Source organism: Chromobacterium rhizoryzae (assembly GCF_020544465.1).
Lineage (GTDB): Bacteria > Pseudomonadota > Gammaproteobacteria > Burkholderiales > Chromobacteriaceae > Chromobacterium.
In genome coordinates this window covers 4,296,103-4,319,962 of sequence record NZ_CP066126.1, presented here as the reverse complement: position 1 = coordinate 4,319,962, position 23,860 = coordinate 4,296,103, and the positions used below count along the sequence as shown (strand labels likewise).

General features: G+C 62.4%; 26 protein-coding genes. 18 read left to right on the top strand and 8 right to left on the bottom strand.

Features of this window, described 5'->3' with window-relative positions:
- Window positions 1-558, top strand: a complete 558-nt coding sequence (locus JC616_RS19620; RefSeq protein ID WP_227104910.1) for a rhomboid family intramembrane serine protease — start codon at window positions 1-3, stop codon at window positions 556-558.
- On the opposite strand, the gene alr is transcribed toward JC616_RS19620, so the two are convergent.
- Window positions 504-1,577, bottom strand: coding sequence for an alanine racemase (gene alr, locus JC616_RS19615; protein ID WP_227104908.1), 1,074 nt, complete (start codon window positions 1,575-1,577; stop codon window positions 504-506). The two genes, JC616_RS19620 and alr, sit on opposite strands and share 55 nt — an antisense overlap.
- 113 nt (window positions 1,578-1,690) lie before the next feature.
- On the opposite strand from alr, the gene JC616_RS19610 reads away from it, so the two are divergent.
- Window positions 1,691-2,311, top strand: a complete 621-nt coding sequence (locus JC616_RS19610) for a DedA family protein (RefSeq protein ID WP_107800550.1) — start codon at window positions 1,691-1,693, stop codon at window positions 2,309-2,311.
- Between the two features lie 67 nt (window positions 2,312-2,378).
- On the opposite strand, the gene JC616_RS19605 is transcribed toward JC616_RS19610, so the two are convergent.
- On the bottom strand, window positions 2,379-2,705 hold the full coding sequence (locus JC616_RS19605) for an FKBP-type peptidyl-prolyl cis-trans isomerase (protein WP_199225927.1): 327 nt from the start codon (window positions 2,703-2,705) through the stop codon (window positions 2,379-2,381).
- 187 nt (window positions 2,706-2,892) lie between these two features.
- Here JC616_RS19605 and JC616_RS19600 point away from each other — a divergent pair, with 187 nt between their 5' ends.
- Together JC616_RS19600 and JC616_RS19595 are read left to right on the top strand one after the other, a co-directional pair.
- Entirely contained in the window at window positions 2,893-3,675 is a 783-nt protein-coding gene (locus tag JC616_RS19600) for a DUF2189 domain-containing protein (RefSeq protein ID WP_107800548.1), read from the top strand.
- Window positions 3,676-3,686: 11 nt separating this feature from the next.
- Window positions 3,687-4,637 carry a D-2-hydroxyacid dehydrogenase gene (locus tag JC616_RS19595; protein WP_227104906.1) on the top strand — a complete coding sequence of 317 codons (951 nt, stop codon included), beginning with the start codon at window positions 3,687-3,689 and terminating at the stop codon, window positions 4,635-4,637.
- 296 nt (window positions 4,638-4,933) lie between these two features.
- Here the strand turns inward: JC616_RS19595 and JC616_RS19590 are convergent, their stop codons facing one another.
- The gene (locus tag JC616_RS19590) at window positions 4,934-5,413 is read right to left on the bottom strand and encodes a DUF1841 family protein (protein ID WP_199225926.1); all 480 of its coding nucleotides are present in this window, start codon (window positions 5,411-5,413) and stop codon (window positions 4,934-4,936) included.
- Between the two features lie 56 nt (window positions 5,414-5,469).
- Here JC616_RS19590 and JC616_RS19585 point away from each other — a divergent pair, with 56 nt between their 5' ends.
- Window positions 5,470-5,955, top strand: coding sequence for a glutathione peroxidase (locus JC616_RS19585; protein WP_227104904.1), 486 nt, complete (start codon window positions 5,470-5,472; stop codon window positions 5,953-5,955).
- Window positions 5,956-5,987: 32 nt separating this feature from the next.
- On the opposite strand, the gene trmB is transcribed toward JC616_RS19585, so the two are convergent.
- Window positions 5,988-6,668, bottom strand: a complete 681-nt coding sequence (gene trmB, locus JC616_RS19580; protein WP_107800545.1) for a tRNA (guanosine(46)-N7)-methyltransferase TrmB — start codon at window positions 6,666-6,668, stop codon at window positions 5,988-5,990.
- A 37-nt stretch (window positions 6,669-6,705) separates the two neighbouring features.
- Window positions 6,706-7,626: an NAD-dependent epimerase/dehydratase family protein gene (locus JC616_RS19575; protein ID WP_227104902.1), complete on the bottom strand. Its 921-nt coding sequence runs from the start codon at window positions 7,624-7,626 to the stop codon at window positions 6,706-6,708.
- 38 nt (window positions 7,627-7,664) lie between these two features.
- Between JC616_RS19575 and JC616_RS19570 the strand changes: the two genes are divergently transcribed.
- The 6 genes from JC616_RS19570 (at window position 7,665) to arcC (ending at window position 14,557) form a co-directional block, all read left to right on the top strand.
- Window positions 7,665-8,693, top strand: a complete 1,029-nt coding sequence (locus JC616_RS19570; RefSeq protein ID WP_227104900.1) for a CDP-6-deoxy-delta-3,4-glucoseen reductase — start codon at window positions 7,665-7,667, stop codon at window positions 8,691-8,693.
- A 263-nt stretch (window positions 8,694-8,956) separates the two neighbouring features.
- Window positions 8,957-9,085: a DUF3149 domain-containing protein gene (locus JC616_RS19565; RefSeq protein ID WP_019103856.1), complete on the top strand. Its 129-nt coding sequence runs from the start codon at window positions 8,957-8,959 to the stop codon at window positions 9,083-9,085.
- A 494-nt stretch (window positions 9,086-9,579) separates the two neighbouring features.
- A complete protein-coding gene (gene arcD / locus JC616_RS19560) occupies window positions 9,580-11,019 on the top strand; it encodes an arginine-ornithine antiporter (protein ID WP_107800543.1) in 1,440 nt (479 codons plus the stop codon).
- Between the two features lie 85 nt (window positions 11,020-11,104).
- Window positions 11,105-12,337, top strand: a complete 1,233-nt coding sequence (locus JC616_RS19555) for an arginine deiminase (RefSeq protein WP_043637845.1) — start codon at window positions 11,105-11,107, stop codon at window positions 12,335-12,337.
- A 133-nt stretch (window positions 12,338-12,470) separates the two neighbouring features.
- Window positions 12,471-13,481 carry an ornithine carbamoyltransferase gene (locus tag JC616_RS19550; RefSeq protein ID WP_048409588.1) on the top strand — a complete coding sequence of 337 codons (1,011 nt, stop codon included), beginning with the start codon at window positions 12,471-12,473 and terminating at the stop codon, window positions 13,479-13,481.
- Window positions 13,482-13,612: 131 nt separating this feature from the next.
- The gene (arcC, locus tag JC616_RS19545; protein ID WP_107800542.1) at window positions 13,613-14,557 is read left to right on the top strand and encodes a carbamate kinase; all 945 of its coding nucleotides are present in this window, start codon (window positions 13,613-13,615) and stop codon (window positions 14,555-14,557) included.
- A gap of 64 nt (window positions 14,558-14,621) precedes the next feature.
- Here arcC and JC616_RS19540 read toward each other — a convergent pair whose 3' ends face one another.
- Window positions 14,622-15,659: a patatin-like phospholipase family protein gene (locus tag JC616_RS19540; RefSeq protein WP_107800541.1), complete on the bottom strand. Its 1,038-nt coding sequence runs from the start codon at window positions 15,657-15,659 to the stop codon at window positions 14,622-14,624.
- Window positions 15,660-15,977: 318 nt separating this feature from the next.
- On the opposite strand from JC616_RS19540, the gene JC616_RS19535 reads away from it, so the two are divergent.
- The 4 genes from JC616_RS19535 to JC616_RS19520 are packed head-to-tail and all read left to right on the top strand — an operon-like array spanning window position 15,978 to window position 18,557.
- Window positions 15,978-16,322, top strand: a complete 345-nt coding sequence (locus tag JC616_RS19535) for a PadR family transcriptional regulator (RefSeq protein WP_107800540.1) — start codon at window positions 15,978-15,980, stop codon at window positions 16,320-16,322.
- Complete coding sequence (locus JC616_RS19530) at window positions 16,319-17,407, top strand: DUF1700 domain-containing protein (protein WP_227104898.1); 1,089 nt, start codon at window positions 16,319-16,321, stop codon at window positions 17,405-17,407. The genes JC616_RS19535 and JC616_RS19530 overlap by 4 nt, the downstream gene beginning before the upstream one ends.
- A gap of 35 nt (window positions 17,408-17,442) precedes the next feature.
- Window positions 17,443-17,733, top strand: a complete 291-nt coding sequence (locus JC616_RS19525) for a DUF1700 domain-containing protein (protein ID WP_146176709.1) — start codon at window positions 17,443-17,445, stop codon at window positions 17,731-17,733.
- A gap of 56 nt (window positions 17,734-17,789) precedes the next feature.
- Window positions 17,790-18,557, top strand: a complete 768-nt coding sequence (locus tag JC616_RS19520; protein WP_227104896.1) for a hypothetical protein — start codon at window positions 17,790-17,792, stop codon at window positions 18,555-18,557.
- 59 nt (window positions 18,558-18,616) lie between these two features.
- Here JC616_RS19520 and JC616_RS19515 read toward each other — a convergent pair whose 3' ends face one another.
- Both JC616_RS19515 and JC616_RS19510 read right to left on the bottom strand, forming a co-directional pair.
- Window positions 18,617-19,165, bottom strand: coding sequence for an adenine phosphoribosyltransferase (locus tag JC616_RS19515; protein WP_019103866.1), 549 nt, complete (start codon window positions 19,163-19,165; stop codon window positions 18,617-18,619).
- Between the two features lie 103 nt (window positions 19,166-19,268).
- Entirely contained in the window at window positions 19,269-20,567 is a 1,299-nt protein-coding gene (locus tag JC616_RS19510; RefSeq protein ID WP_107800536.1) for an NCS2 family permease, read from the bottom strand.
- Window positions 20,568-20,730: 163 nt separating this feature from the next.
- Between JC616_RS19510 and gmk the strand changes: the two genes are divergently transcribed.
- From gmk to JC616_RS19495, 3 genes are all read left to right on the top strand, one after another.
- Window positions 20,731-21,357: a guanylate kinase gene (gene gmk / locus JC616_RS19505; RefSeq protein WP_107800535.1), complete on the top strand. Its 627-nt coding sequence runs from the start codon at window positions 20,731-20,733 to the stop codon at window positions 21,355-21,357.
- A 118-nt stretch (window positions 21,358-21,475) separates the two neighbouring features.
- Window positions 21,476-21,682: a DNA-directed RNA polymerase subunit omega gene (rpoZ, locus tag JC616_RS19500; RefSeq protein ID WP_019103869.1), complete on the top strand. Its 207-nt coding sequence runs from the start codon at window positions 21,476-21,478 to the stop codon at window positions 21,680-21,682.
- Window positions 21,683-21,702: 20 nt separating this feature from the next.
- The gene (locus JC616_RS19495) at window positions 21,703-23,859 is read left to right on the top strand and encodes a RelA/SpoT family protein (RefSeq protein ID WP_227104894.1); all 2,157 of its coding nucleotides are present in this window, start codon (window positions 21,703-21,705) and stop codon (window positions 23,857-23,859) included.
- Window position 23,860: the final 1 nt, after the last annotated feature.

Below are 23,860 nucleotides of genomic sequence, written 5' to 3'. Positions count from 1 at the left end.
ATGGCCGGCGGCCGGTCGTTATGGCTGGCCCTGGCCGCGCTGCTGCCGCTGGCCGCGCCCTGGGGCGCGGCGGCTTTGGCCTGGCGCTTCGAGCCGTGGAACGCCGCGGAATGGTGGAGGATGCTGAGCGGAGGCTGGGTGCACGCCGACGCGCGCCACGCCTGCCTCAACAGCGCCGCGCTGGCGGCGCTGGCGTGGCTGGGGCGGGATAGGGCGCCCTTGTTGCTGACGCTGGCCTTGGCGGCGCCTCCGGCCATCGCCGCGATGCAATGGCTGTGGCCGACGCCGCAAGCCTTCGTCGGCGCCTCCGGTTTGGTGTATTGCTGGTGGGCGGCGCTGGCGCTGACGCAGCCGAACTGGCGCGGTCTGTGGCTGGCCGCCTTGTTGGGCCGGCTGGCTTGGCAGAGCCTGTCGCCGGGTAGTTGGAGCGGCGGCGAGCCGGTATTGGTATCGGCGCACTGGAGCGGCGCCGCCTTGGGTTTGCTGGCCGCTTGCTGCTGGCTTCAGTTATGGACGAGGCGCGGCACTCGCGGCGCCACCGCGCACATCAGCTCATAGCCCAGGGTGTCGGCGCCGGCCGCGACGCGTTCTATCGGCACTTGCGGGCCCCATAGTTCGACCCGGCTGCCGACGCCGGCTTGCGGCAGCTTGCTCAAATCCACCGCCAGCATGTCCATGGACACCCGGCCGACCGTACCCGTCGGCTGGCCGTCCACCGCGACCGGCGTGCCGTTGTCGGCGATGCGCGGATAGCCGTCGGCATAGCCGCAGGCGACGATGCCGACGCGCATTTCGCCTTCGGCCACCAGACGGCGGCCGTAGCCTACGGCGTCGCCGGCTGGCACCTTTTGCACCGCGATGACGCGGCTGCTCAGCGTCATCGCCGCTTGCAGGCCCAGGCCGGCGCCGTCTACGTCGGCGAAGGGCGAACAGCCGTAGAGCACGATGCCGGGGCGCACGACGGCGCCGTGGGTATGCGGGTGGCGGAACAAGGCGGCGGAGTTGGCGGCGCTGACCGGCAAGGCGCTGGGGGCGATCAAAGGCTGGAAGCGTCCCCATTGCTCGGCGACGCCGTAGTCGTCGTCGGCGGTGGCGAAGTGGGTCATCAAGGCGTCGAGGCGCGCGCCGGGCAAGGCGCGCAATTGAGCGAGCGCGGGCGCGGCTTCCGCCGGCGTGAAACCCAGCCGGTTCATGCCGCTATTGATCTTGAGCCAGCAGGAAACCGGCTGTTTGGCGGAACCTTTGGCCAGCCAGCTTATCTGTTGTTGGGAATGTATCGCGCCGCCCAACCGGTAATGCGCCATCGCCGCGGCCTCTTCGGCGTCGAAGGCGCCTTCCAGCAGCACGATATCCTGCTGGACGCCGGCTTCGCGCAAGCGGACGGCGTCCTCGATATTGAGCAGGGCGAAGCCGTCGGCGACATCGGCCAGCGCCTGGACCGCGTCGAGCAGGCCATGGCCGTAAGCATTGGCCTTGAGCACGGCGTAGGCCTTGGATTGCGGGGCTTGGGCGCGGGACAGCAGGTAGTTGTGGCGGATGGCGGCGCGGTGGATTTCCACCTGGATAGGGCGAGTCATGTCAAGAAAGTCTGCGTTGGAGGTGTGCTATTATAAGCCCCTGGTGATGTACCCCGATAACGCAGCCGCGCCAGGATCGTCCTGAACGGAGACATGGCGGCAAGCGGAACAAAATGGACACTCTGCAAATACTTCTCGATTTTTTCACTGGCTACGGCTACATCGCCGTATTCACCGTGTTGCTGGTATGCGGTTTCGGCGTGCCGATTCCCGAGGACATCACCTTGGTGGCCGGAGGCATCATTTCCGGCCTCGGCTACACCAATGTGCATTGGATGTTTTTCGTCGGCATGGCCGGGGTGCTGGCCGGCGACGGCATCATGTTCACCGCCGGGCGAGTGTTCGGCAACAGGGTGCTGAAATTCCGGCCGATCGCGCGCATCCTGACCCAGGAGCGTTTCGAGGCGGTGCAGGAAAAGTTCGAAAAATACGGCAATTGGGTGCTGTTCGTCGCCCGTTTCCTGCCTGGGCTGCGTTCCCCCATCTTCATCACCGCCGGCATGACCCGCCGCATTTCCTACTGGCGTTTCCTGGTGATGGACGGCTTCGCCGCGCTGATTTCGGTGCCGGTCTGGGTGTATCTAGGCTATTACGGCGCGGCTAATCGCGAGTGGCTGATGACCATGGTGCACCGCGGTCAGGCCGGCATTCTGGCGGTGGTGGCGGCCTTGCTGCTGGGCGTGGCCTTCGTCTGGATGCGCCGTCGTCGTCAGCATCAGTGCGTGAAGAAATAAGCCCGCGTCGTCCCATAAAAAAAGCTTCCCTGAGGAAGCTTTTTTTACGTCCTTGCGCCGCTGGGGTTCAACCCACTTGCAAGAGCTCCACTTCGAACACCAGGGTGGCGTTGGGCGGGATCACGCCGCCGGCGCCGCGCGCGCCGTAGCCGAGCTCGGCCGGGATGGTCAGCTTGCGCTTGCCGCCCACTTTCATGCCGACCACGCCCTGGTCCCAGCCCTTGATCACATAACCGTCGCCCAGCGGGAAGCTGAACGGCTGGAAGCGGTCCTTGCTGGAATCGAACTTGGTGCCGTCGGTCAGCCAGCCGGTGTAATGCACGGTGACTTCCTGGCCGATGACGGCTTCGGCGCCGTCGCCTATCGCCAGTTCTTCGATAATCAGTTCGCTCATGATATGTCCTTGTCGCGCAAGCGCTGAATGAGGCCCGGCCCGGCGGCGCGGAAGGCGGCGCTCGCCAAGGGCCGTGGCAATCGCGGGATTATAGCAGCCGGACGGCCGGCTTGTGTTTTACGACGCGTGGCGTATAACGGTAAGGATGCGGGGCTGCCTCGCATCGTATCCTTGAGGGGGACTTGTCATGGACGCGACTCACGATATCCCGCGCGACCGCCCGGTTGCGCGCAGGGTGGAAACCTCCCGGCCGTTGCAATGGCTGAAAAAAGGCTTCCGCGACTTTCAAAAAGCCCCGGCCGACTGCCTGTTTTACGGCGCGGTTTTCGTGTTGATGGGGTATTTGCTGACCTTGTACTCCGAGCACTCTCCTGAACTGATCATCACCTTCGCCACCATCTTCCTGTTGGCCGGCCCCTTCCTGGCGATAGGCCTGTACGACATCGCCAAGCAGATGGAGGCTTTCGACGGCCATGGCAGGGTCAAGCTAGCGCACAGCATGGCGGCCTGGCGCGTCAATCTGCCTGCCTTCACCTTGTACGCGGCCTTGCTGGCGGTGCTGGTGTTCGGCTGGTTCCGGGTGTCCTTGCTGATGTTCGCGCTGTTCTACGACACCGCGGCCTTGCCGTCCTTGAACGACATCGTGGCCAACGCCTTCAACCCGGACAATGTCGTCTTCCTGGTGGCCTATTTCGCGGTGGGCTTTGTGTTCGCTCAGGTGGTGTTCTCGGTCAGCGTGGTCTCCATTCCCTTGATGCTGGATAAGGAAGTGGACACGGTCACCGCGATGATCGCCAGTGTGCAGGCGGTGCTGAAGAATGTGCTGACGATGGGGATATGGGCGGCTATCATTGTGGCCTTGAGCGCGGTGGGCTTTGTGACCTATTTCCTGGGCCTGATCATCATCATGCCGGTGCTGGCGCTGGCCAGTTGGCATGCTTACCGCGATTTGATCACCTTTGAGAGATGACTGAATAGCTGATGACCCACTCCGTCGTGTTTCTTGACCGGGACAGCTTGCCTGTCCCGGTTCCGCTTTTGCCGTTCCCGTCCGAATATCACGAGTTCCCCTCCACCAGCGTCGAAGACGCGGCGATGAACTGTTCGGGGGCTGACATTGTTATCACCAACAAGGTGCCCTTGCGGCGGGAAACCCTGGAGCAACTGCCCGGCCTGAAGCTGGTGGCGATCGCCGCCACCGGTTACAACCACGTCGATCTGGACGCCTGTCGCGACTTGGGCATCGCGGTGTGCAATATTCGCCATTACGGCGACGACACCGTGGCCGAACACGCCTTGACCCTGATGCTGGCCCTGGCCAAGAACTTGCCGGCTTACCAGCGCGACGTCGCCGCGGGGGTGTGGCAGCAGTCGCGGCAGTTCTGCCATTTCGGCGCGCCGATCCGAGATTTGCGCGGCGCGACCCTGGGCATCGTCGGCGCGGGCGGCATCGGCCTGCGCTTAGCGGAGCTAGCCGGCGCGCTTGGCATGCAGGTGATGTTCGTCGAACGCAAAGGCGCCAAGGAAGTGCGTTCCGGGCATGTGGCTTTTGCCGAGGCCCTGGCGCAGGCCGATGTGATTTCGCTGCATTGCCCGTTGACCGAGGACACCCGGGACCTGATCGCCCAGCCGGAATTGATCGTGATGAAGCCGGGCGCCTTGTTGATCAATACCGCGCGCGGCGGCCTGGTCAACGAGGAAGATCTGGTGGCCGCGCTCAAGTATGGGCAGTTGGGCGGCGCCGGTTTCGACGTTCTGAGCGAAGAGCCGCCGGTTCACGGCAATCCCTTGCTGAAAACCCGCTTGCCCAATCTGATCGTCACCCCTCATATCGGCTGGGCCAGCCGGCAGGCGATGGAGCGTTTGGCCGCGCAGCTGGTGGACAATATCGCCGCTTTCGTAGCGGGCATCGAGCGCAATCGTTTGTTGTGAGTTTGGGGCGTCAAGCCGGCGTAGGCCGGCTTTTTTGGCGGCACATTTTAAATTATATATTCATATAAATGATTGGATATTTTATTTATTGTTAACTGTTAAAAAACTATTTGCATTTTGTTTATTGTGAGAATAGCATGAGGAGGCTCTTCTGGCTTTGCCAGTACGAGCTGCCCCGCTTGATCGCCGTGGAGGGTTTCCCCCCACGGCTCTTTTTTTGCCTGTCTTGCGGCCATGCAAAACGCCCGGCGGAACCGGGCGTTGGGCTTGAGTCGGCGTCTGTCGGCCGTGCGGCGTCAGTCCGGGACGTCGTTGGGGTTGATGCGAGGCTGTTCCTCCGCCCCCATGCCCAGCTTGCCGCGAATACAGCCGATGTAGCGGTTCACGTCCGGACCGCCGCCATGGCGCTGAGCGTGCCAGATCATTTCGCCCAGACAGTCCATCATCGCGTGTTGCGCCTGGTGCTCGCTGCCCAGGCGCAGCGCCAGCTGCGCGTACAGCGAGCGGATGCCGAAGGGTTGGTCTATGGAGCGCTGTTCCTCAATCGCCACATGCAGGCCCAGATGCAGGAAGGGATTGCTCTGGCCCATTTCCGGCGTCCACTCCTGTTCCATATACTGTTCCGGCCGATCCAGAATGGCGTGATACTCCGGGTGGTCTATAAGAATGGGGAGCACCAGTTTTTCCAGGTCGGACAAGTCCGTTCCGGATTTGGATTTCTGCCAGGTGTCGAAGAAGAAGCGCCGGGCGTCCTGCCGGCTGGGATTGAACAACATCGGATAGTGCCTGAGTGGATTCTCGGGAGCGCTCATTATACGAGACGGAGGTGGCCATGACCACGCTTTACGACTTCTCCGCCGCGCGCATAGACGGCAGCGAACAGCCGCTGTCGGCGTACGCCGGCCAAGTGGCGCTAGTGGTGAATACCGCCAGCGAGTGCGGCTACACCCGGCAATACGCCGGCTTGCAGGACTTGCAGCATAGTCTGGGCGGCCGCGGTCTGGCGGTACTGGGTTTCCCCTGCAATCAGTTCGGCGGCCAGGAGCCGGGCGACGAGGCCGAGATCGAGCGTTTTTGCCGGACGCGTTTCGAGGTGGATTTCCCTCTGTTCGCCAAGGTGGAAGTCAACGGGCCGCGCGCCCATCCGCTGTGGCGCTGGCTGACCCAGGCGGATTCCACCCACCCGCACCCGGTGAAGTGGAACTTCACCAAATTCCTGATCGACGCCAGGGGCAGGGTGGTCAAGCGCTACGAGCCGGCGGTGGAGCCGCATGAATTGCTGGAGGATATCGAGGCCTTGCTGCCTAAAGGCGGCTGAGACCCGCCGCTGGCGGCGGGTCCGGACGGACATCAGCGCCGGCGGAAAATCACGTCCCACACGCCGTGGCCCAGCTTGATGCCGCGGGCTTCGAACTTGGTCAGCGGGCGGTAGTCCGGGCGCGGCGCGTAGCCGTCGGCGGTGTTGACCAGCTGAGGCTGGCCGCTGAACACCTCCATGATCTGCAGCGCGTAGTCTTCCCAGTCGGTGGCGGCGTGCAGATAGCCGCCCGGCTTGAGCTTGGCGACCAGCTTCTCCACCAGCGGGGCCTGAATCAGGCGGCGCTTGTTGTGGCGTTTCTTGTGCCAGGGGTCGGGGAAGAAAATATGCACGCCGTCCAGGCTGCCGTCGGCCAGCATGTGGTCCAGCACTTCCACCGCGTCGTGGCGGATGATGCGCAGATTGCTCAATTCCTTTTCCGCGATCAGCTTGCACAGATTGCCGACGCCGGGCGAATGCACTTCCACGCCCAGGTAGTCCTGAGCCGGATTGGCGGCGGCGATTTCGGCGGTGGCGCCGCCCATGCCGAAGCCGATTTCCAGGATCTTGGGCGCGGCGCGGCCGAAGGCCTGCTCCAGATCGATGCGCTCGGGGCGGTATTCGATGCCCCAGCGCGGCATGCCTTCGTCCATCGCGCGTTGCTGGCCGGGAGACAGATGGCCTTGGCGCAGAACGAAGCTGCGGATGGCGCGTTGAAATGCCGGATTTTCCATAGAGAAGCCTGCTTAAAAACTCAAAAAAACCGCGATGTTACCGAATCTTGGCCGCCGAAGCGAGCGCGGCGGCGATGCGCTCCGGCGCTTGGGCCAGCGCCGCCAGGTAGTCGGCGGTGTCGGGCCAGCGGGGAGCCGGCAGCAATTCCCGGCGCAAGCGCCGGTTGTTAAGCCGTCTGGACTCCATCATATAAGACCATAGACCAGCGGAGACCCGGGCGCGGACCTCCTCGCGCGGCAACAGGGGCGGCAAGGTCAGGTCCAGCGCGGCGGCCAGCCGGCGATACCATTCGCTGATCGGCAGCGGCTGATCGTCGCTGGCGTTGAATACGCGCGGACCGCCGCGGCATTGCAGCAAGGCGGCCACGCAGGCGGCGGCGAGGTCGTCGGCGTGGATGTGATTGCTCCAGCTGTCCTCCTCCGGCCGGATCAGCGGCGTTTGCGAGGCGAAGCGGCTCAGCGGCAGGCGGTCGTCGGCGTAGATGCCCGGCGCGCGCAGCACCGTCAACTGGCAGCCGTGGGCGGCGGCGAAGCCGCGCAAGCAGGTTTCCGCGTCCAGGCGGCGCCAGGCGCGGTCATTGTGCGGGCGGAGGCGGGCGCCTTCGTCCAGCAAAGCCCCGTCGGCATTGCCGTACACGCCGCTGGTGCTGATATAGACTAGACGCTGTGGTATCCTGCAACCTTTTGCCAACGCAGACAACAACTTGCGCATGCGCAAGTCCTTGCGGCCGATTTCCTGGGGGGGAGCGGTCAGCAGCAGATCGTCGGCCAGGCCGGCCAAACGGCGCAAAGCGCGGGGGTCGTCCAGATCGCCCCGGATGGGCGTGACGCCCTGGCGGCGCAGCGCTTCCGCGCTAGCGTTGGAACGGCACAGCGCCAGCACCCGCCAGCGGCGGGTCAGTTCCGGCAGGGCGCGGCGCGCGACATCGCCGGCGCCGATGATCATTAAGGTTCGCATGATGCGCATTTTAGCCAGATATTGAGTAGAGGAAACAGATGACAGCGCAGGTGAAAGTGCTCCCCAGCGGGCATACATTTGGCGTCGAGCCGCATGAAACCGTATTGGAAGCGGCGTTGCGCCAGGGCGTGGGCCTGCCTTACGGCTGCCGCGACGGCGCGTGCGGCGCCTGCAAAGGCAAGGTGGTGGAAGGCGAAGTGAGCCAGGACGGTTTCCAGGAAAAGGCCTTGACCGAGGCCGAACGCGCCCAGGGCATGGCGCTGTTCTGTTGCGCCCGCCCCAAGGGCGACATCGCCATCGAGGCGCGCGAAGTGGCCGGCGCCGGCGATATCCAGATCAAGACCTTGCCGTGCCGCGTAGAGAAAATCGAAAAAATCCACGACGTGGCGGTGCTCAAGCTCAAGCTGCCGGTGTCCGAGCGCTTGCAGTTCAAGGCAGGCCAATACATCGACATCCTGATGAAGGACGGCAAGAAGCGCAGTTTCTCCATCGCCAACGCGCCGCATGACGACGCTTTCCTGGAACTGCATATCCGCAATCAGCCGGGCGGCTCTTTTTCCGAGTATGTGTTCAGTCAGATGAAGGAGCGCGAGATCATGCGCTTCAAAGGCCCGCTGGGCTCTTTCTTCCTGCGCGAGGACTCCGACAAGCCCATTCTCTTCGTGGCCAGCGGCACCGGCTTCGCGCCGGTCAAGGGCATCATCGAGCACGCGATTCATAGCGGCATCCAGCGCGAGATGGTGTTCTACTGGGGCGCGCGCACCAAGGCGGATCTTTACATGGCGGATCTGGCCGGCGCCTGGCAGGCGCAGCATCCCAACATCACCTTCATCCCCGTGCTGTCCGACGCGCTGCCGGGCGACGAGTGGGCGGGCCGCACCGGTTTTGTTCACCAGGCGGTGCTGGAGGATTTCGACGATCTGGCCGGCTATCAGGTTTACGCCTGCGGCGCGCCGCTGATGGTGGAGGCCGCGCACGGCAGCTTCACCCGCGAGCGCGGCTTGCCGGAAGACGAGTTCTTCTCCGACGCCTTCTTCCTGTCCAAGGACATGGGCGGCAGCAAGTGAACACGCCGGCGAGACAGGGATGACGTAAGCCGATTTTTTCAGCTGAACTGATTCGAACTGTATCGCCTGACGCACAACTGTAATGATATAAGTTGCTGATTTTTAGGAAATGAGCCCTTGGCGCGAGCCAGGGGCTTTTTATTTGTCTTGCATCAAACTTGGGGGTCATGCCATTTGATTTGCGTCAATGGACGGGCCGCCCAACTGGCTAAGATGAGGATCAAGAAACCTATATGGGGCGTGGCCCCGGAAAAGGAGTGGCGATGGAACTTCTGACTCTTCTTCTTTCCGACGATGTCGGCATTTTAAGCTTGGTGACCATTGTGGTGACCACCTTGGTGGTGCTGGGCGCTCTGGTGGCGATTTTCAAGAACGTGAAAAAACCGGAGTGAGCGCCTGGGCAAACAGGATGTGTTTATCCTCTTGATGTGTGTGTTGGTGGATGCGGTGGTGGGCCGCATCCACTTTTTTTGCCCGCAATTGCCGTGGCCGCCTGCCTTATTCTCCGTCTCCTCTCTCCATCTTTATCTCACTGCTTCTTTGTCCCGTCTCTTTTGGCCGTTTGCGGCTCTTCTCTATTGGACGCGTTCAGACAATCTGATATTGCGTTTTATTTTTAATAAAAATTAAATACAAAATTAATTAAATGTTTTGTGCGCAGCACAATTGTTAGTTCTGCCAATTGTGCCTGGGGCTTCTATAAAGCTTTTGTTCTAATGTCGGGATGGGGCGAATGGAGCGGGAGGACGCTATTTGACGCAGGTCAAACGGATGTTCGACTGTTCTGGCGATCACTAAATCCGGGGTATACCATTGTCTCAGATGATAAGAATTTAATTATATAACAACAGATTTGCAGGTTAATGTACTCTCACGGAGAACGAAAATGTCTACGGAAACTGAAACCCAAGGCGGCGGCGCTCCCAAGCTCAAGCTTGGCGCGCTGACCGCTCTGGTGGTGGGCTCCATGATCGGCGGCGGCATCTTCTCGCTACCGCAGAACATGGCGGCGGGCGCCGGAGCCGGCGCCATCTTGATCGGTTGGGTGATTACCTTCTTCGGGATGTTGACTCTGGCATTCGCCTTTCAGATGCTGGCCAATCGCAAACCGGAAGTGGAGGGCGGCGTCTACGGCTACGCCAAGGCGGGTTTCGGCAACTATATGGGCTTCAACTCGGCCTGGGGTTACTGGATTTCGGCCTGGATCGGCAACGTATCCTACTTTGTGGTGATGTTCTCGGCGCTGGCCTTCTGGTTCCCGGTGTTCGGCGAGGGCAATACCACCACCGCCATCGTCTGCGCGTCCATTCTGTTGTGGGCCTTGCACTTCCTGGTGTTGCGCGGCGTGCACGGCGCGGCCTTCATCAACACCATCACCACCGTGGCCAAACTGGTGCCGCTGGCGCTGTTCATCCTGCTGGTCATTTTCGCCTTCAAAGTGGATACCTTTAATCTGGACTTCTGGGGCTCGGCCAAACTCGGCTCGGTCGTCGATCAAGTCAAGAGCACCATGTTGGTGACGGTATGGGTGTTCATCGGCATCGAAGGCGCGTCGATGTTCTCCAGCCGTGCGGAAAACATGAAAGAAGTGGGCAAGGCCACCGTGATCGGCTTCCTGCTGACCATCGCCCTGCTGGTTGCGGTATCGGTGCTGTCGCTGGGCGTGATGTCGCAAACTGAACTGGCCGCGCTGAAGAACCCGTCCACCGCCTATGTGCTGGAAAAAGCCATCGGCCCCTGGGGCGCCAATCTGATGAACGCCGGTCTGGTGATCTCGGTGGGCGGCGCGCTGCTGGCCTGGACGCTGCTGGCTTCCGAAGCGCCCTACCTGGCGGGCAAAGACGGCGTGATGCCCAAAGTGTTCGGCACCACCAACGCCAATGGCTCCCCGGCCGCCTCGCTGTGGCTGACCAACGGCCTGATCCAACTGTTCCTGATCATCACGCTGTTCAGTTCCGCAGGCTACCTGGCGCTGCTGTCGCTGGCCACCTCGATGATTCTGATTCCTTACCTGTTGTGCTCCGGCTACGCCTTGCTGGTGGCCAAGCGCGGCGAGGGCTACGCCCAGGGCGAATCCAGCGGCAAAGAGTTCAGCATCGCCGCCGTCGCCTCGGTCTACGGTGTCTGGCTGATCTACGCCGCCGGCCTGAAGTATCTGTTCCTGTCCATGGTGCTGTACGCCCCGGGCCTGCTGTTCTACCTGTGGGCTCGCAAGGAACGCGGCGAGAAAGCGTTCACCGGCGCCGAGGCGGTACTGGCTGCGCTGATTGTAGTGGCGGGCTTGTTCGCCGCCTACGAACTGGCTACCGGAGCGCTGACGCTCTAAGCCGGAACCTTGTAAGAAGATTACCGGAGGCGCGCGAGATCCACGGGCCTCCACCAGCTCCCCCAATATCATTAAGGAGTTTGTCATGACCAAGTTTGGTGTTCATTCCGAGTGCGGCAAGTTGCGAACTGTGATGGTGTGCCGTCCCGGCCTGGCGCATAAGCGCCTGACCCCGGACAACTGCCACGGCCTGTTGTTCGATGACGTGATCTGGGTGGAACGCGCACAGAAAGACCATGCTTACATGGTTGAGCAAATGCGCTCCCGCGGCATCGAAGTGGTGGAGGTGCACGACGCGCTGGCCAAGGTCTTGGACGACAAAGCTTCCCGTGCCTGGATCCTGGACCGCAAGGTCAAGGCCGACAACGTAGGTATCGGCATGTTGCGCGATCTGCGCAGCTGGCTGGACGAAATGCCGTCTTCGCAACTGGCCGAGCATCTGGTGGGCGGCATCGCCAAATTCGAACTGCCGTTCGACCCGAAAGGCCTGTTCGGCGGCTACCTGGACCAATCCGAATTCGTGCTGCCGCCGGTGCCGAACAGCCTGTTCCAGCGCGACCCGTCTTGCTGGATTTATGAAGGCGTGACGCTGAACCCGATGTACTGGCCGGCGCGTCGTCAGGAAACCCTGATCCTGCAATCCATCTACAAATTCCACCCGATGTTCGCCGGCAAGGTGAAAGTATGGTGGGGCGATTGCGACCAGGAACACGGCCCGGCCACGCTGGAAGGCGGCGACGTGATGCCTATCGGCAACGGCGTGGTCCTGATCGGCATGGGCGAGCGCACCAGCCCGCAGGCGGTGGTGCAAGTGGCCAAGCGCGTGCTGGGCAAGGAAGGCGGCGCCACTCGCGTGATCGCTTGCCAGATGCCGAAGTCCCGCGCGGCGATGCACCTGGATACCGTGTTCAGCTTCCTCGACATCGATCTCTTGTCGCTGTTCCCGGACGTGGTGGACGACATCACTTGCACCAGCATGTACGTTGGCGACCGCGAAGGCGAAATCCGCTTCGAACGCCACGAAGGCGTGCATCTGGTGGAAGTGGTGCGCCAGGCGCTGGGTCTCAAGGAAATCCGCGTGATCCAGACCGGCGGCGACGCCTACCAGCGCGAACGCGAACAGTGGGACGACGGCAACAATGTGGTGGCGCTGGATCGCCGCGTGGTGGTGGCCTACGACCGCAACACCTACACCAACCGCCTGATGCGCGAGCATGGCGTGGAAGTGATCGAGATCCCGGCTTCCGAGCTGGGCCGCGGCCGCGGCGGCGGTCACTGCATGACCTGCCCGATCACTCGCGACGAAGTGAAACTGTAATTCAGCTGTAGTGTCCCGGCCGCAGGCGCGGCCGGGAGGAAAACCCAAGATTCATGTGCAAAAAGACAGGTTGACCGCCGGTTTCCCCGGAAACGACGGCCGGCTTGCCCAGACTCTAATCAGGAGCAATATCATGGCTTTCAATCTGCGCAACCGTAACTTCCTCCGCATGCTGGACTTCACCCCGCGCGAAATCCGCTACATGCTCGACCTGGCCCGCGACCTGAAGCGCGCCAAGTACACCGGCACCGAACAGCAGCACCTGAAGGGCAAGAACATCGCCCTGATCTTTGAAAAAACCTCCACCCGTACCCGCTGCGCGTTTGAAGTGGCTTGCTACGACCAGGGCGCCAACGTGACTTACCTTGGGCCGTCCGGTTCGCAAATCGGCATCAAGGAATCGATGAAGGACACCGCCCGCGTGTTGGGCCGCATGTACGACGCGATCGAATACCGCGGCTTCGACCAGCACATGGTGGAAACCGAGCTGGCCAAGTTCGCCGGCGTGCCGGTATACAACGGTCTGACCGATGAATGGCACCCGACCCAGATGCTGGCCGACGTGCTGACCATGTGGGAAAACAGCGACAAGCCCATCTCCCAGATCAGCTACACCTATCTGGGCGACGCCCGCAACAATATGGGCAACTCCCTGCTGGTGATCGGCGCCAAACTGGGCATGGACGTGCGCATCGGCGCGCCCAAGCACCTGTGGCCGACCGACGAACTGGTGGCTCAGTGCCGCGAAATCGCCGCCAAGACCGGCGCGCGCATCACGCTGACCGAGGACGCCAAAGCGGCGGTCAAGGGCACCGACTTCATCCACACCGACGTATGGGTATCCATGGGCGAGCCGGCCGAAGTCTGGGCCGAACGCATCAAGCTGCTGAAGCCTTACCAAGTGAACGCCGCGCTGATGGCCGCCGCCGAGAACCTGCAAGTGAAGTTCATGCACTGCCTGCCGGCCTACCACAACAGCGAAACCAAGGTGGGCAAGGAAATCGCCGCGCAATATCCGGACCTGGCCAACGGCATCGAAGTGACCGAGGACGTGTTCGAGTCCGAAGCTTGCATCGCTTTCGAACAGGCCGAAAACCGCATGCACACCATCAAGGCCATCCTGGTGGCCACGCTGGGCGATTGATCCGGCCCTAGGCATCCCTAGCTGCACTTTGCCGGCCAAGGCTTCCCTGACCGGGAACCTTGGCCGGTTTCACATCAAGCACGCGGCTCGCCGTCGCAGACGGCGGGCGCGGCAATAGCGAGGAATAGAATATGCGAGTCGTCGTAGCTCTGGGCGGCAATGCCCTGCAACGTCGCGGCGAGGCCATGACCGCCGACAACCAGCGCGCCAACGTCAAAGTGGCCGCCGAACAACTGGCCGGCGTGACCCGGCTGGGCCACAACCTGGTGATGTGCCACGGCAACGGGCCGCAAGTGGGCCTGCTGGGCCTGCAGAACGACGCCTACGCCCGCCACGTGGACGAAAAAGTGACGCCCTATCCGCTGGACGTGCTGGGCGCGCAGACCGAAGGCATGATCGGTTACATGGTTGAGCAGGAACTGGGCAATGTGCTGCCCTTCGAAGTACCGATCGCCACCATCCTGACCCAGACCGAAGTGGACGCCAAGGACCCGGCCTTCAAGAATCCGACCAAATTCGTCGGCCCGGTTTACAGCAAGGAAGAGGCGGACAAGCTGGCCGCGGAAAAAGGCTGGACGGTGAAGGCCGACGGCGAATACTTCCGCCGCGTGGTGCCCAGCCCGAAACCGAAGCGCATCTTCGAAATGCGCCCGATCAAGTGGCTGATCGAAAAAGGCGTGGTCGTGATCGCCGCCGGCGGCGGCGGCATCCCCACCATGTACGAGGGCGACAAGCTGGTGGGCGTGGAAGCGGTGATCGACAAGGATCTGGCCTCCGCCTTGCTGGCGCGTGAAATCGACGCCGATTACTTCGTGATCGCCACCGACGTGAAGAGCGTGTTCATCGGTTGGGGCACGCCGGAAGCCAAGGCGATCAAGCAGGCGCATCCGGACGAGATGGACAAACTGGGTTTCGCCGCCGGCTCGATGGGCCCGAAAGTGGAGGCGGCTTGCGAGTTTGCCCGTCTGACCGGCAAGAAGGCCGTGATCGGCGCGCTGGAAGACATCGAGAAAATCGTCAAGGGCGAGGCCGGCACGGTGATCTCCACCGAGCAGGCCGGCATCAGCTGGTATTGATGCCGTTTGTGCTTAGCCAAGCGTCAAGGGCTGCCGTCAGGCAGCCCTTTTTTATTGGCGGCGTCTAGCCCAGCAGCTTGCCGCGGTGCTGGCGGAGGAGGTCCTGTCCGGCTTGATAGCCGATCTGGTAGAGCTGGGACAGATTGGAGTGCGACCAGTCCAGCTCCTCCGCGCGGCGTTGCGGGTCAATCAGTTGGTCGAACTGGATCTTCAGCACCTCGGTGCGCGGCCGGCCTTGCTCGTCCTTATTGTGCAAGGCTTCGAACAGCTTCAGGTCGTCGCGCGCGATTTCGGTCAGCGGGGTGATGATGGATTGCACCCAGGCGTCGTAAAGGCCGCGCGGCGGATGCAGGAGCCGGTCGCTGCCCAGCACGTCGAACACCAGGGTGTAGTCGATGTGCGGATGATCGCGGAACAATTGCTTGAAGTTCAGCGTGTCTATGGCCGCGCCTTCGATGTAATCGCCGTCGGCCAGCGGATACGGCGGGTAGATGAAGGGAAAGGACAGCGCGGCCAGGAAGTGTTCGTGACCGATCTCGCTCTTGTCCCAGCAGCGCATCTCGCCGCGGCTGATGTTGTAGGCGTTCAGGTAGAACTGCGGCGCAATGGTCTTGAGGCGGTCGAAATCCACGATCTCCTCGATGAAGGGCACGTGCGCGCACAGGCCTTGGCTGTTGGGGCCCAGATCGCTGGGGCAGAGCGTGGCCAGCAGCAGCGATGTCCAGTCGGCCAGCAGACGCTGCCAAGGCCCTTGATCGGCCTGTTGTTGAATGCTCTGCAACAGGGGGTTCTGGCTTTGCCAGCTGCGCCACAGGTCGGCGGCCGGGCCGGGTTTGTTGAACACCTTGTAGTTGATCGGCAGCAGCCGGTAGATCGGATCGGATACGCCGAGATCGGCCAGCCGGCGCAAATTGTCCAGCGGCGAGCCCTTGCGCGGCGCCGCGTACAAGAGACCGACGATGGCGCCGGCGCCGGAGGTGGAGATGATGTCGAATTCGACGCCGGCCTCCATCAGCGCGACCAGCGCGCCGGCCATCAAGGTTGCGTTGGGCGCGCCGCCGCCCAAGACCAGCGCGATGCTGGGCCTGTTTGCTTTTGCCATCGGAGTCCTCGTCGAGAGAGTGGCCGGTTGTTGGAACCGGTTGGGCGTATGACTTAGTTCAATGTCATTGTTGCTGTTGAATTATGGATGCCAAGGCGTATTTTGCAACGCAATATGGTGTCAGTAATGACATTCTGATTTGTTGCGAGAAAGCCGCAGTGACAGTGATTTGTCATTGGGTAATGAAAGATACCTTGCGGTACAAGGTAGTGGTTTGTATAGTGCAATCACAAGCAGATCGATGCCTTGGTCCGTCTAGCTATCTTGCAATGCAAGGTAGCTGGGTGGAAAGGACCGGGCGGTTTCAAGGAAGGCAAGATGAAAACCCAGTTGAAGAAGGGGACCCTGGACATGTGCGTATTGGCGGTATTGGCCCAGTCCGACAGCTATGCCTATGAATTGGTCAGCACTTTGTCGCGCACGATGGAAATCAGCGAAGGGACGATCTATCCGTTGATGCGCAGGCTGCAGAACGAATCCTGGGTCAGCACCTATCTGGTGGAGTCGGCGTCCGGGCCGTCGCGTAAATATTACACGCTGACCGAGGCGGGCAAACGGGAGTTGGAATTGATGCGGCGCGAGTGGCAGGAATTCGTCAGCGAAGTGGACAGCGTGCTGAGCCGCCTGCCGGCGGCCGGTCAGCCGGGAGAACAACAAGCATGAACCGCAAAGCGTTTTTGGCGCAATTGGAACAGGCCCTGGCGGGGATGCCGGCCGAGGAAATCCGTGAAATCGTCGCCGACTACCAAGAGTACTTCAGCGACGCGCAAGAAGCCGGCCGCGACGAGGACGAGGTGGTCGCCGCCCTGGGCAGCCCGCAGAAGCTGGCCAAGGAACTGAAGGCGCAGGCGCATTACCGCCAATGGGAAAGCCATCGTTCCTTCGGCAATTTGATGAGGGTGGTGGCTTCGGTCGCCGGCCTGGGCGTGCTGAACTTCTTCCTGGCGCTGCCCTTCATGATCTACCTGCTATGTCTGTCCATAGGCTATATGGTGTCCGGCAGCCTGTTGATCGCCGGCGTGGCGCTGGTGGCGGCCTGGGGCGGCAACAGCCTGTTCGGCTGGCCGGAGCTGGAGCCCAGCCTGTCGCCCGAGAACGGCAAGATCGAGTTCAAGCTTCAAGCCGACGGGGAGCCGGTCCACGGCGTGAGCCTGAAGCAGGGGAGGCTGTTGCTGAGGCTGGAGGAGGATGAAACCGCCAGCCTGAAGTTGCGTAGCGGAGAGCCGGTCAGGGTCAGTTACGACGGCGGCGAGTTGAAAGTGGACGCCAGCAATCCGGCGGCGCGGCAAACGATCAAACGCGAGAGCGAACGCTCCGTCAGCCTGGAGCGCGGCCAGCTGAGCGCGCTGACGCTGGTTTCGGACGGCGGCGACAGCATGGTGCTGGCGCAGGATGGGGATGGCCGTTCGCTGCGTTGGCGGATGATCTCGGCGCAGGCCTCCGCCGCCGTCGGCGAAGCCGGAGAAGCCGGCGATCTGGTGTTGAACGACGGCGAGAGCTCGCTGGTGATCAAGGATAACCGGCTGTCGCTGAAGGACGGCAAGGACCATATCGAGATCGACGGCATTCCGGGCTTGTCGCTGCAGGGCTCGGCGGCGGTCAGCGGCCTGGTGTTGTTATTGGTTGGCGGATTGGGGCTGGTGTTCTGCGTATGGCTGACGCGGCTGACCTGGCGCGGGCTGGTGCGTTACGTCCGTTATCAGATCGACTTGGTGGCGGGCAGGGGCTTGGGCGGCAACGCGGTGTGAGGAGTGGTGTTTTTGACCGGACTTGGGAGAGAAACATGAAACACGATGCATGCATTCAACAATTGCAGCTGACCATGGAGCGCTTGCCCGAAGCCGAGCTGCGCAAGATTCTCAGCGACTATCGCGAATACATTCGCGAGGCGGTGGCCGATCAGCGCAATGAGAGCCGCCTGATCGCCGCGTGGGCGGATTCGCGACGGACCGTTTCGATTCTTGCGCGCAAAGGCTCGCTGAGCGCTCAGTGGGCGCGCTTGGCCCGCCACGCGGTGGGCGGGATGGCGGCCGCTTGCGGCGTGATCGCGATGTACTGGTTGTTCATGCAGTGAGGAAAACCACCGCCGCCGGCCAAGGCGGCGGCTTCTACTTGGGAAAGGGGTGCGTGATGAGGCGTGGGATAGTGCGCTTGCTGGCATTGACGGGGCTGATGGGCGGCGGAGCGGCTTACGCGGCGGAAGCGCCGATTGAAAAGCTGGTGATCAACGGCGATGCGGCCGTGCTCAAGCTGAGCGCGGACGACAAGCGGCCGTATCAGCTGGACCTGAACAAAAGCAATTGGGACGCCAAGCAGTGCAGCGCCCTGGTGCGGCGCGCAGGCGGCGTGGTCACGATCACGGTCAAGCTCAACGACAAGCTGTTGGGCAGCAGTTGCGGGTTGGAGATCGCCGGCAATCTGAAGCCGGGCAAACAGGTGGAATTGGGGCTGGCTGCGGTCAAGGGGTCGATCCGCGGCGCGTATTCGGCGATCCGGGTGGACAGCCGGGCGGTGGATCTAACGCTGGACGGCAAAGCCGCCAGCCTGTCCATGTCCGCCGACGCGATCAGGGCGCAGGCCAAGGGCGCTTACGACAAGCTGGCGCTCAAGGGGCAGGCGCTGACCTTGGGTTTCGAAGGCAGCAGCCGCGACATGGTTTTTGACGGCCAGGCGGTGAAGGCGAAGGTGAAGCTGACCGACGCCAAGCCCAGCGGCTCCTTGTCGCTGGACGCCACCACCGGCAAGTTGTCGCTGACGCTGCCCAAGTCCGCAACGCTGCAATACGAGGTGCGGGGCACGGCGGCCTCGGTGGACAGCAAGCTGCCCAGCACCGCCGGCGCGCCGCTGAAGCTGAGCGCGCGCGGCCAGGCGCTGAAAGTGGCGGTGGAGGCGGATTAAGACGCGGCCAAACAAAAACGGAGCCCGAGGGCTCCGTTCGCTTGGCCGACGAATCCGGCTCAGTAAGCGCAGACGGTGAACAACTCCAGGCCGCCGTCGCGCACCAGCTTGCCGCCGCCCAGTTCGGGCAGTTCGATGATGGCGGCGGCTTCCAGCACGTCGGCGCCCATGCGCTTCAGCAGTTTGTAGCCGGCCATCATGGTGCCGCCGGTGGCGACCAGATCGTCAATCAGGATGACGCGGTCGCCCGGCTTGCAGGCGTCGGTGTGCATTTCCACCGCGGCGTTGCCGTATTCCAGCTCGTACTCCTCCTCCACCGTGGTGAAGGGCAGCTTGCCGCGTTTGCGGATGGGCACGAAGCCTACGTTCAACTCGTAAGCCAGCACCGAACCGATGATGAAGCCGCGCGCGTCCAGGCCCGCCACCAGGTCCACTTTCTCCATCATGTAGCGATGCACATAGATGTCGATCAGCATGCGGAAGGTTTTGGGGTTCTGCAGCAGCGGGGTGATGTCGCGGAACATCACGCCTTGTTGCGGCCAGTTGGGCACAGTGCGGATCCAGCCTTTCAGATAGCTGGAGTAGTCGAGATTGCTAAGGTTTTCCATGGCCTTATTGTACTTCGAAATAAAGAGAGTCGCCGCGCGCCCCACAAGAAAAAGCCCGCCGCGCAGCGCGGCAGGCTAGGAGTCCGCATCAATTATTGACGTTTCAGTGGAAGAAAGCCAGCTTGAAGATCCACAGCGCGGCGATCACCAGCACCGGCGGCTTCAGGTCGGAGAAACGGCCGGCCAGAATCTTGATCACCGCGTAGCTGATGAAGCCGAAGGCGATGCCGTCGGCGATGGAGAAGGTGAAGGGCATCGCCAGCGCGGTCATCACCGCCGGCGCGGATTCGGTCAGATCGCTCCAGTCGATCTCGGCCAGGCCGCGCGCCATCAGCACCGCCACATAGCACAGCGCGGGCGCGGTGGCGTAGGCGGGCACGGTGGCGGCCAGCGGCGACAGCCACAGCGAGGCCAGGAACAGCAGCGCCACCACCATGGCGGTCAGGCCGGTGCGGCCGCCCACGGCGGTGCCAGCGGCGGACTCGACATAGGCGGTGGTGGACGAAGTGCCCATTACCGCGCCGGCGGTGATCGCCACCGAGTCGGCCAGCAGCGCGCGCTTCAGGCGCGGCAGCTTGCCGTCCTTGTCCAGCAGGCCGGCGCGGTGAGACACGCCCACCAGGGTGCCGGTGGTGTCGAACAGATCGACGAAGAAGAAGACGAAGATCACGCCGATCAGGCCGGCTTGCAAGGCGCCTGCGATATCCATCTGCATGAAGGTGGGCGCCATGCTCGGCACCGGCGCCACCACGCCCTTGAACGGAGACAGGCCCATGGCGATGGACAGCACCGTCACCACCAGAATGCCGATGATGATGGAGCCCGGCACCTTGCGGTATTCCAGCGCCACGATCAGGAAGAAGCCCAGAATGGCCAGCAGGGTGGTGGGTTTGTGGATGTCGCCCAGGGTCAGATAGGTTTCCGGGTGCGGCGCGATCACGCCGGCGTTCTTCAGCGCGATGATGGCGAGGAACATGCCGACGCCGGCGGAAATGGCGAATTTCAGCGACTGCGGGATGGCGTTGACGATGGCCTCGCGCACGCGGAACAGGCTGACCGCCAGGAACACGATGCCGGAGATGAACACCGCGCCCAGCGCGGTTTCCCAGGACAGCCCCATGCCCTTGACCACGCTGAAGGTGAAGTAGGCGTTCAAGCCCATGCCCGGCGCCAGCGCGATCGGGTAATTGGCCACCAGGCCCATGATGGCGGTGCCCAGCGCCGCGGCCAGACAGGTGGCGACGAAGACGGCGTTCAGGTCCATGCCGGTGCTCGACAGGATCAGCGGGTTGACCAGGATGATGTAAGCCATGGTCAAGAAGGTGGTAAAGCCGGCGATGACTTCGGTCTTCACCGTGGTGCCGTTTTCTTTCAGCTTGAAGAAGCTGTCAAGGAATTGCATGGCGAAACGCGCTCCAAAGGAGATAGGTAGGAAAAAAACCAGCCATTTTATTCAGCCTGAAGAGATTTACCTAAATCTTGACGTGAAAATAACTTGGCGATTAACAGCCGGTACGCGCTTATGGTATTCTGGAGAATTACTCATTTGGCAGGAAGTACCTTTCATGAGCCAGCCAACCGGTAATATTTTTATCGTGGTCGCTCCTTCCGGCGCGGGGAAAACCTCGCTAGTGGCGGCCTTGCTCCAGGCGGAGCCGTCTGTGGAACTGTCCATTTCTTATAGCACGCGCGCGCCGCGCAAGGGTGAAGAGGACGGCAAGCATTACCACTTCGTCGATCAGGCCACGTTCAAGTCCATGATCGAACGCGGCGATTTCCTCGAGTACGCGGAAGTCTACGGCAACTACTACGGCACCAGCGCGCCGTGGATACGCAGCCGCCTGGCCGTGGGGCAGGACATTCTGCTGGAGATAGACTGGCAGGGCGCCGAGCAAGTGCGCAAGGTCTTCCCCGAGGCGATAGGCATTTTCATCGCGCCGCCGTCGATAGAAGAGCTGGAGCGCCGCCTGCGCGGACGCGCCACCGACAGCGAGGAAGTGATCCGCCGCCGGCTGGCTTCCGCCCGCGCCGAGATCGACAAGATCGCCGAATACGACTACATCGTGGTCAACGACGATTTCGAGCGCGCCCGCCTCGATCTGATCAGCGTCGTGCGCGCCAATCGGCTGCGCAGCGCCATCCAATGCCGCAAGCTGGCGACGATGCTGGCGCGGATGGGACAGACCGGCTGATCCGACCGTTTGTTGGTGAGTCGACTAAAATTTAGATATAGTGATCCCTCTGGGCGTTGCCGCGGCCGCAAGAACGGCGACCGACAACGCCCTTGGCAACTTTGAAGAAAGAAAGCACATGGCCCGTATTACTGTTGACGATTGCCTGGACCGCATCCAGAACCGTTTCGACCTGACCCTGGCCGCCGCCTACCGCGCGCGCCAAGTGGCTTCCGGCGCCAGCCCCTTCGTTGAAGCCGGCCGCCATAAGCCCACCGTCGTCGCGCTGCGTGAAATCGCCGCCGGCCACGTCGGCAAGGAAGTTCTGAGCCGCGGCAAAGCCTGATTGCAAGTGGGTGGTGGGTTATGGCAACCGGCATCGAGGATGAAATCGACTATAACGCCCTGATCGACAGCGAAGCGCAAGCGTTTTTCGAGTCTGTCGCGCGTTATCTCAAGCCGGAGGACGTCCAGCTGTTGCGGCAGGCTTTCGAAGTCAGCCGCGCGGCGCACGAAGGGCAGACCCGCAAGAGCGGCGAACCCTACATCACCCACCCGCTGGCGGTGGCCTGCATGTTGGCCGAGTGGCGGCTGGACGTGCAGGGCCTCGCCGCCGCCTTGCTGCACGATGTGCTGGAAGACACCGGCGTCACCAAGCCGACGCTGATCGAAAAGTTCGGCAAGATCATCGCCGATCTGGTGGACGGCCTCTCCAAGCTGGAGCGGCTGGAATACCAGACCAAGGAAACCGCGCAGGCGGAAAGCTTCCGCAAAATGGTGCTGGCGATGGCGCGCGACATCCGCGTCATCATCGTCAAGCTGGCGGACCGGCTGCACAATATGCGCACGCTGGATTCGATGCGCGAGGACAAGCGCCGCCGCATCGCGCTGGAAACTTTGGAAATCTACGCGCCGATCGCCAACCGCATCGGCCTGAACAAGGTTTACCGCGAACTCCAGGACCTGGCGTTCAAGCATCTGCACCCGCATCGCTACGGCGTGTTGTCCAAGGCGGTGCGCGCCGCGCGCGGCAATCGCCGCGAAGTGGTCACCAAGATCCTGCAATCCGTCAGCCAGAAGCTGGTGCAGAGCAATATCGAAGCCACCATCAAGGGGCGAGAGAAAAACCTCTACAGCATCTACAAGAAAATGCAGGAAAAACACCTGTCGTTTTCCGAGGTGCTGGACATCTACGGCTTCCGCGTCGTCGTCAACGACATTCCCGGCTGTTACCTGGCCCTGGGCGCGCTGCACAGCCTGTACAAGCCGATTCCCGGCAAATTCAAGGATTACATCGCCATTCCCAAGGGCAATGGCTATCAGAGTCTGCACACCACCTTGTTCGGCCCCTACGGCACGCCGGTGGAGATGCAGATCCGCACCCGCGAAATGAACAGCGTGGCCGAGGCCGGCGTGGCCTCGCACTGGATGTACAAGAGCGGCGACGGCGTCAACACCGCGCAGCAGCGCACCCACCAGTGGCTGCAAAAAATCATGGATATGCAGGAGGAGAGCGACGATCCGGTCGAATTCCTCGAGCACATCAAGATCGACTTGTTCCCGGACGAAGTCTACGTGTTCACGCCCAAGGGCAAGATCATGGTGATGCCGCAGGGCGCGACCCCGGTGGACTTCGCCTACGCGGTGCACACTGACATCGGTCACCGCTGCATCGCCGCGCGCGTCAATCACGCGCTGGTGCCGCTGCGCACCGTGCTGCGCAACGGCGACACCGTGGAAATCATCACCTCCACCCAGGCTAAGCCCAATCCGTCCTGGCTGACCTTCGTGCAGAGCGGCCGCGCGCGTTCTGGCATCCGCAACTACCTGAAGAGTTTGCAGCAGGAAGAAGCGGTCGGCCTGGGTGAGAAGCTGCTCAAGCAGGCGATAGGCGCGCTGGCGGTGACGCCGTTGGCCTTGAGCGAGGAGCTGTGGGTGGAGTATCTGGCCGCTTTCGGCGAGAAGCTCGCCTCGCAGCAGGACGTGCTGGCCGACATCGGCGCCGGCAAGCTGATGCCCATTGTGGTGGCGCGCAGGCTGCTGGAGCTGGCCGGCGAGCGCTTGGGCGAGGAAGTGAAAGTGGGACCGGTGACCATACGCGGCAACGAGGGCGGCATGGTGCAGCTGTCGCCGTGCTGCAACCCGCTGCCGGGCGACGACATTCTGGGCGTCATCACCAAGGGCCAGGGCCTGGTCATCCACCGCAAGGGCTGCCCGAACGCGCGGCGGGCGGATCACGACAAGCTGCTGGACGTCAATTGGGAAGCGCAGCGCGACCGCATGTTCGGCGTCACCGTCGGCGTGCTGTCCCGCAACGAGCGCGGCGCGCTGGCCGATATCGCCACCGCGATTTCCCAGGCCTCGGCCAATATCGAAAGCGCCGACACCCAGGACAGCAGCCGCGACGGCGACGGGCTGTTCAACATCCACTTCCGCTTGCAGGTGGAGGGCGTCGAGCATCTGGAGCGCGTGCTGAGCGCCATCCGCGTGCTGCCGGTGGTGCAGCGCGTGCAAAGGAGATGAG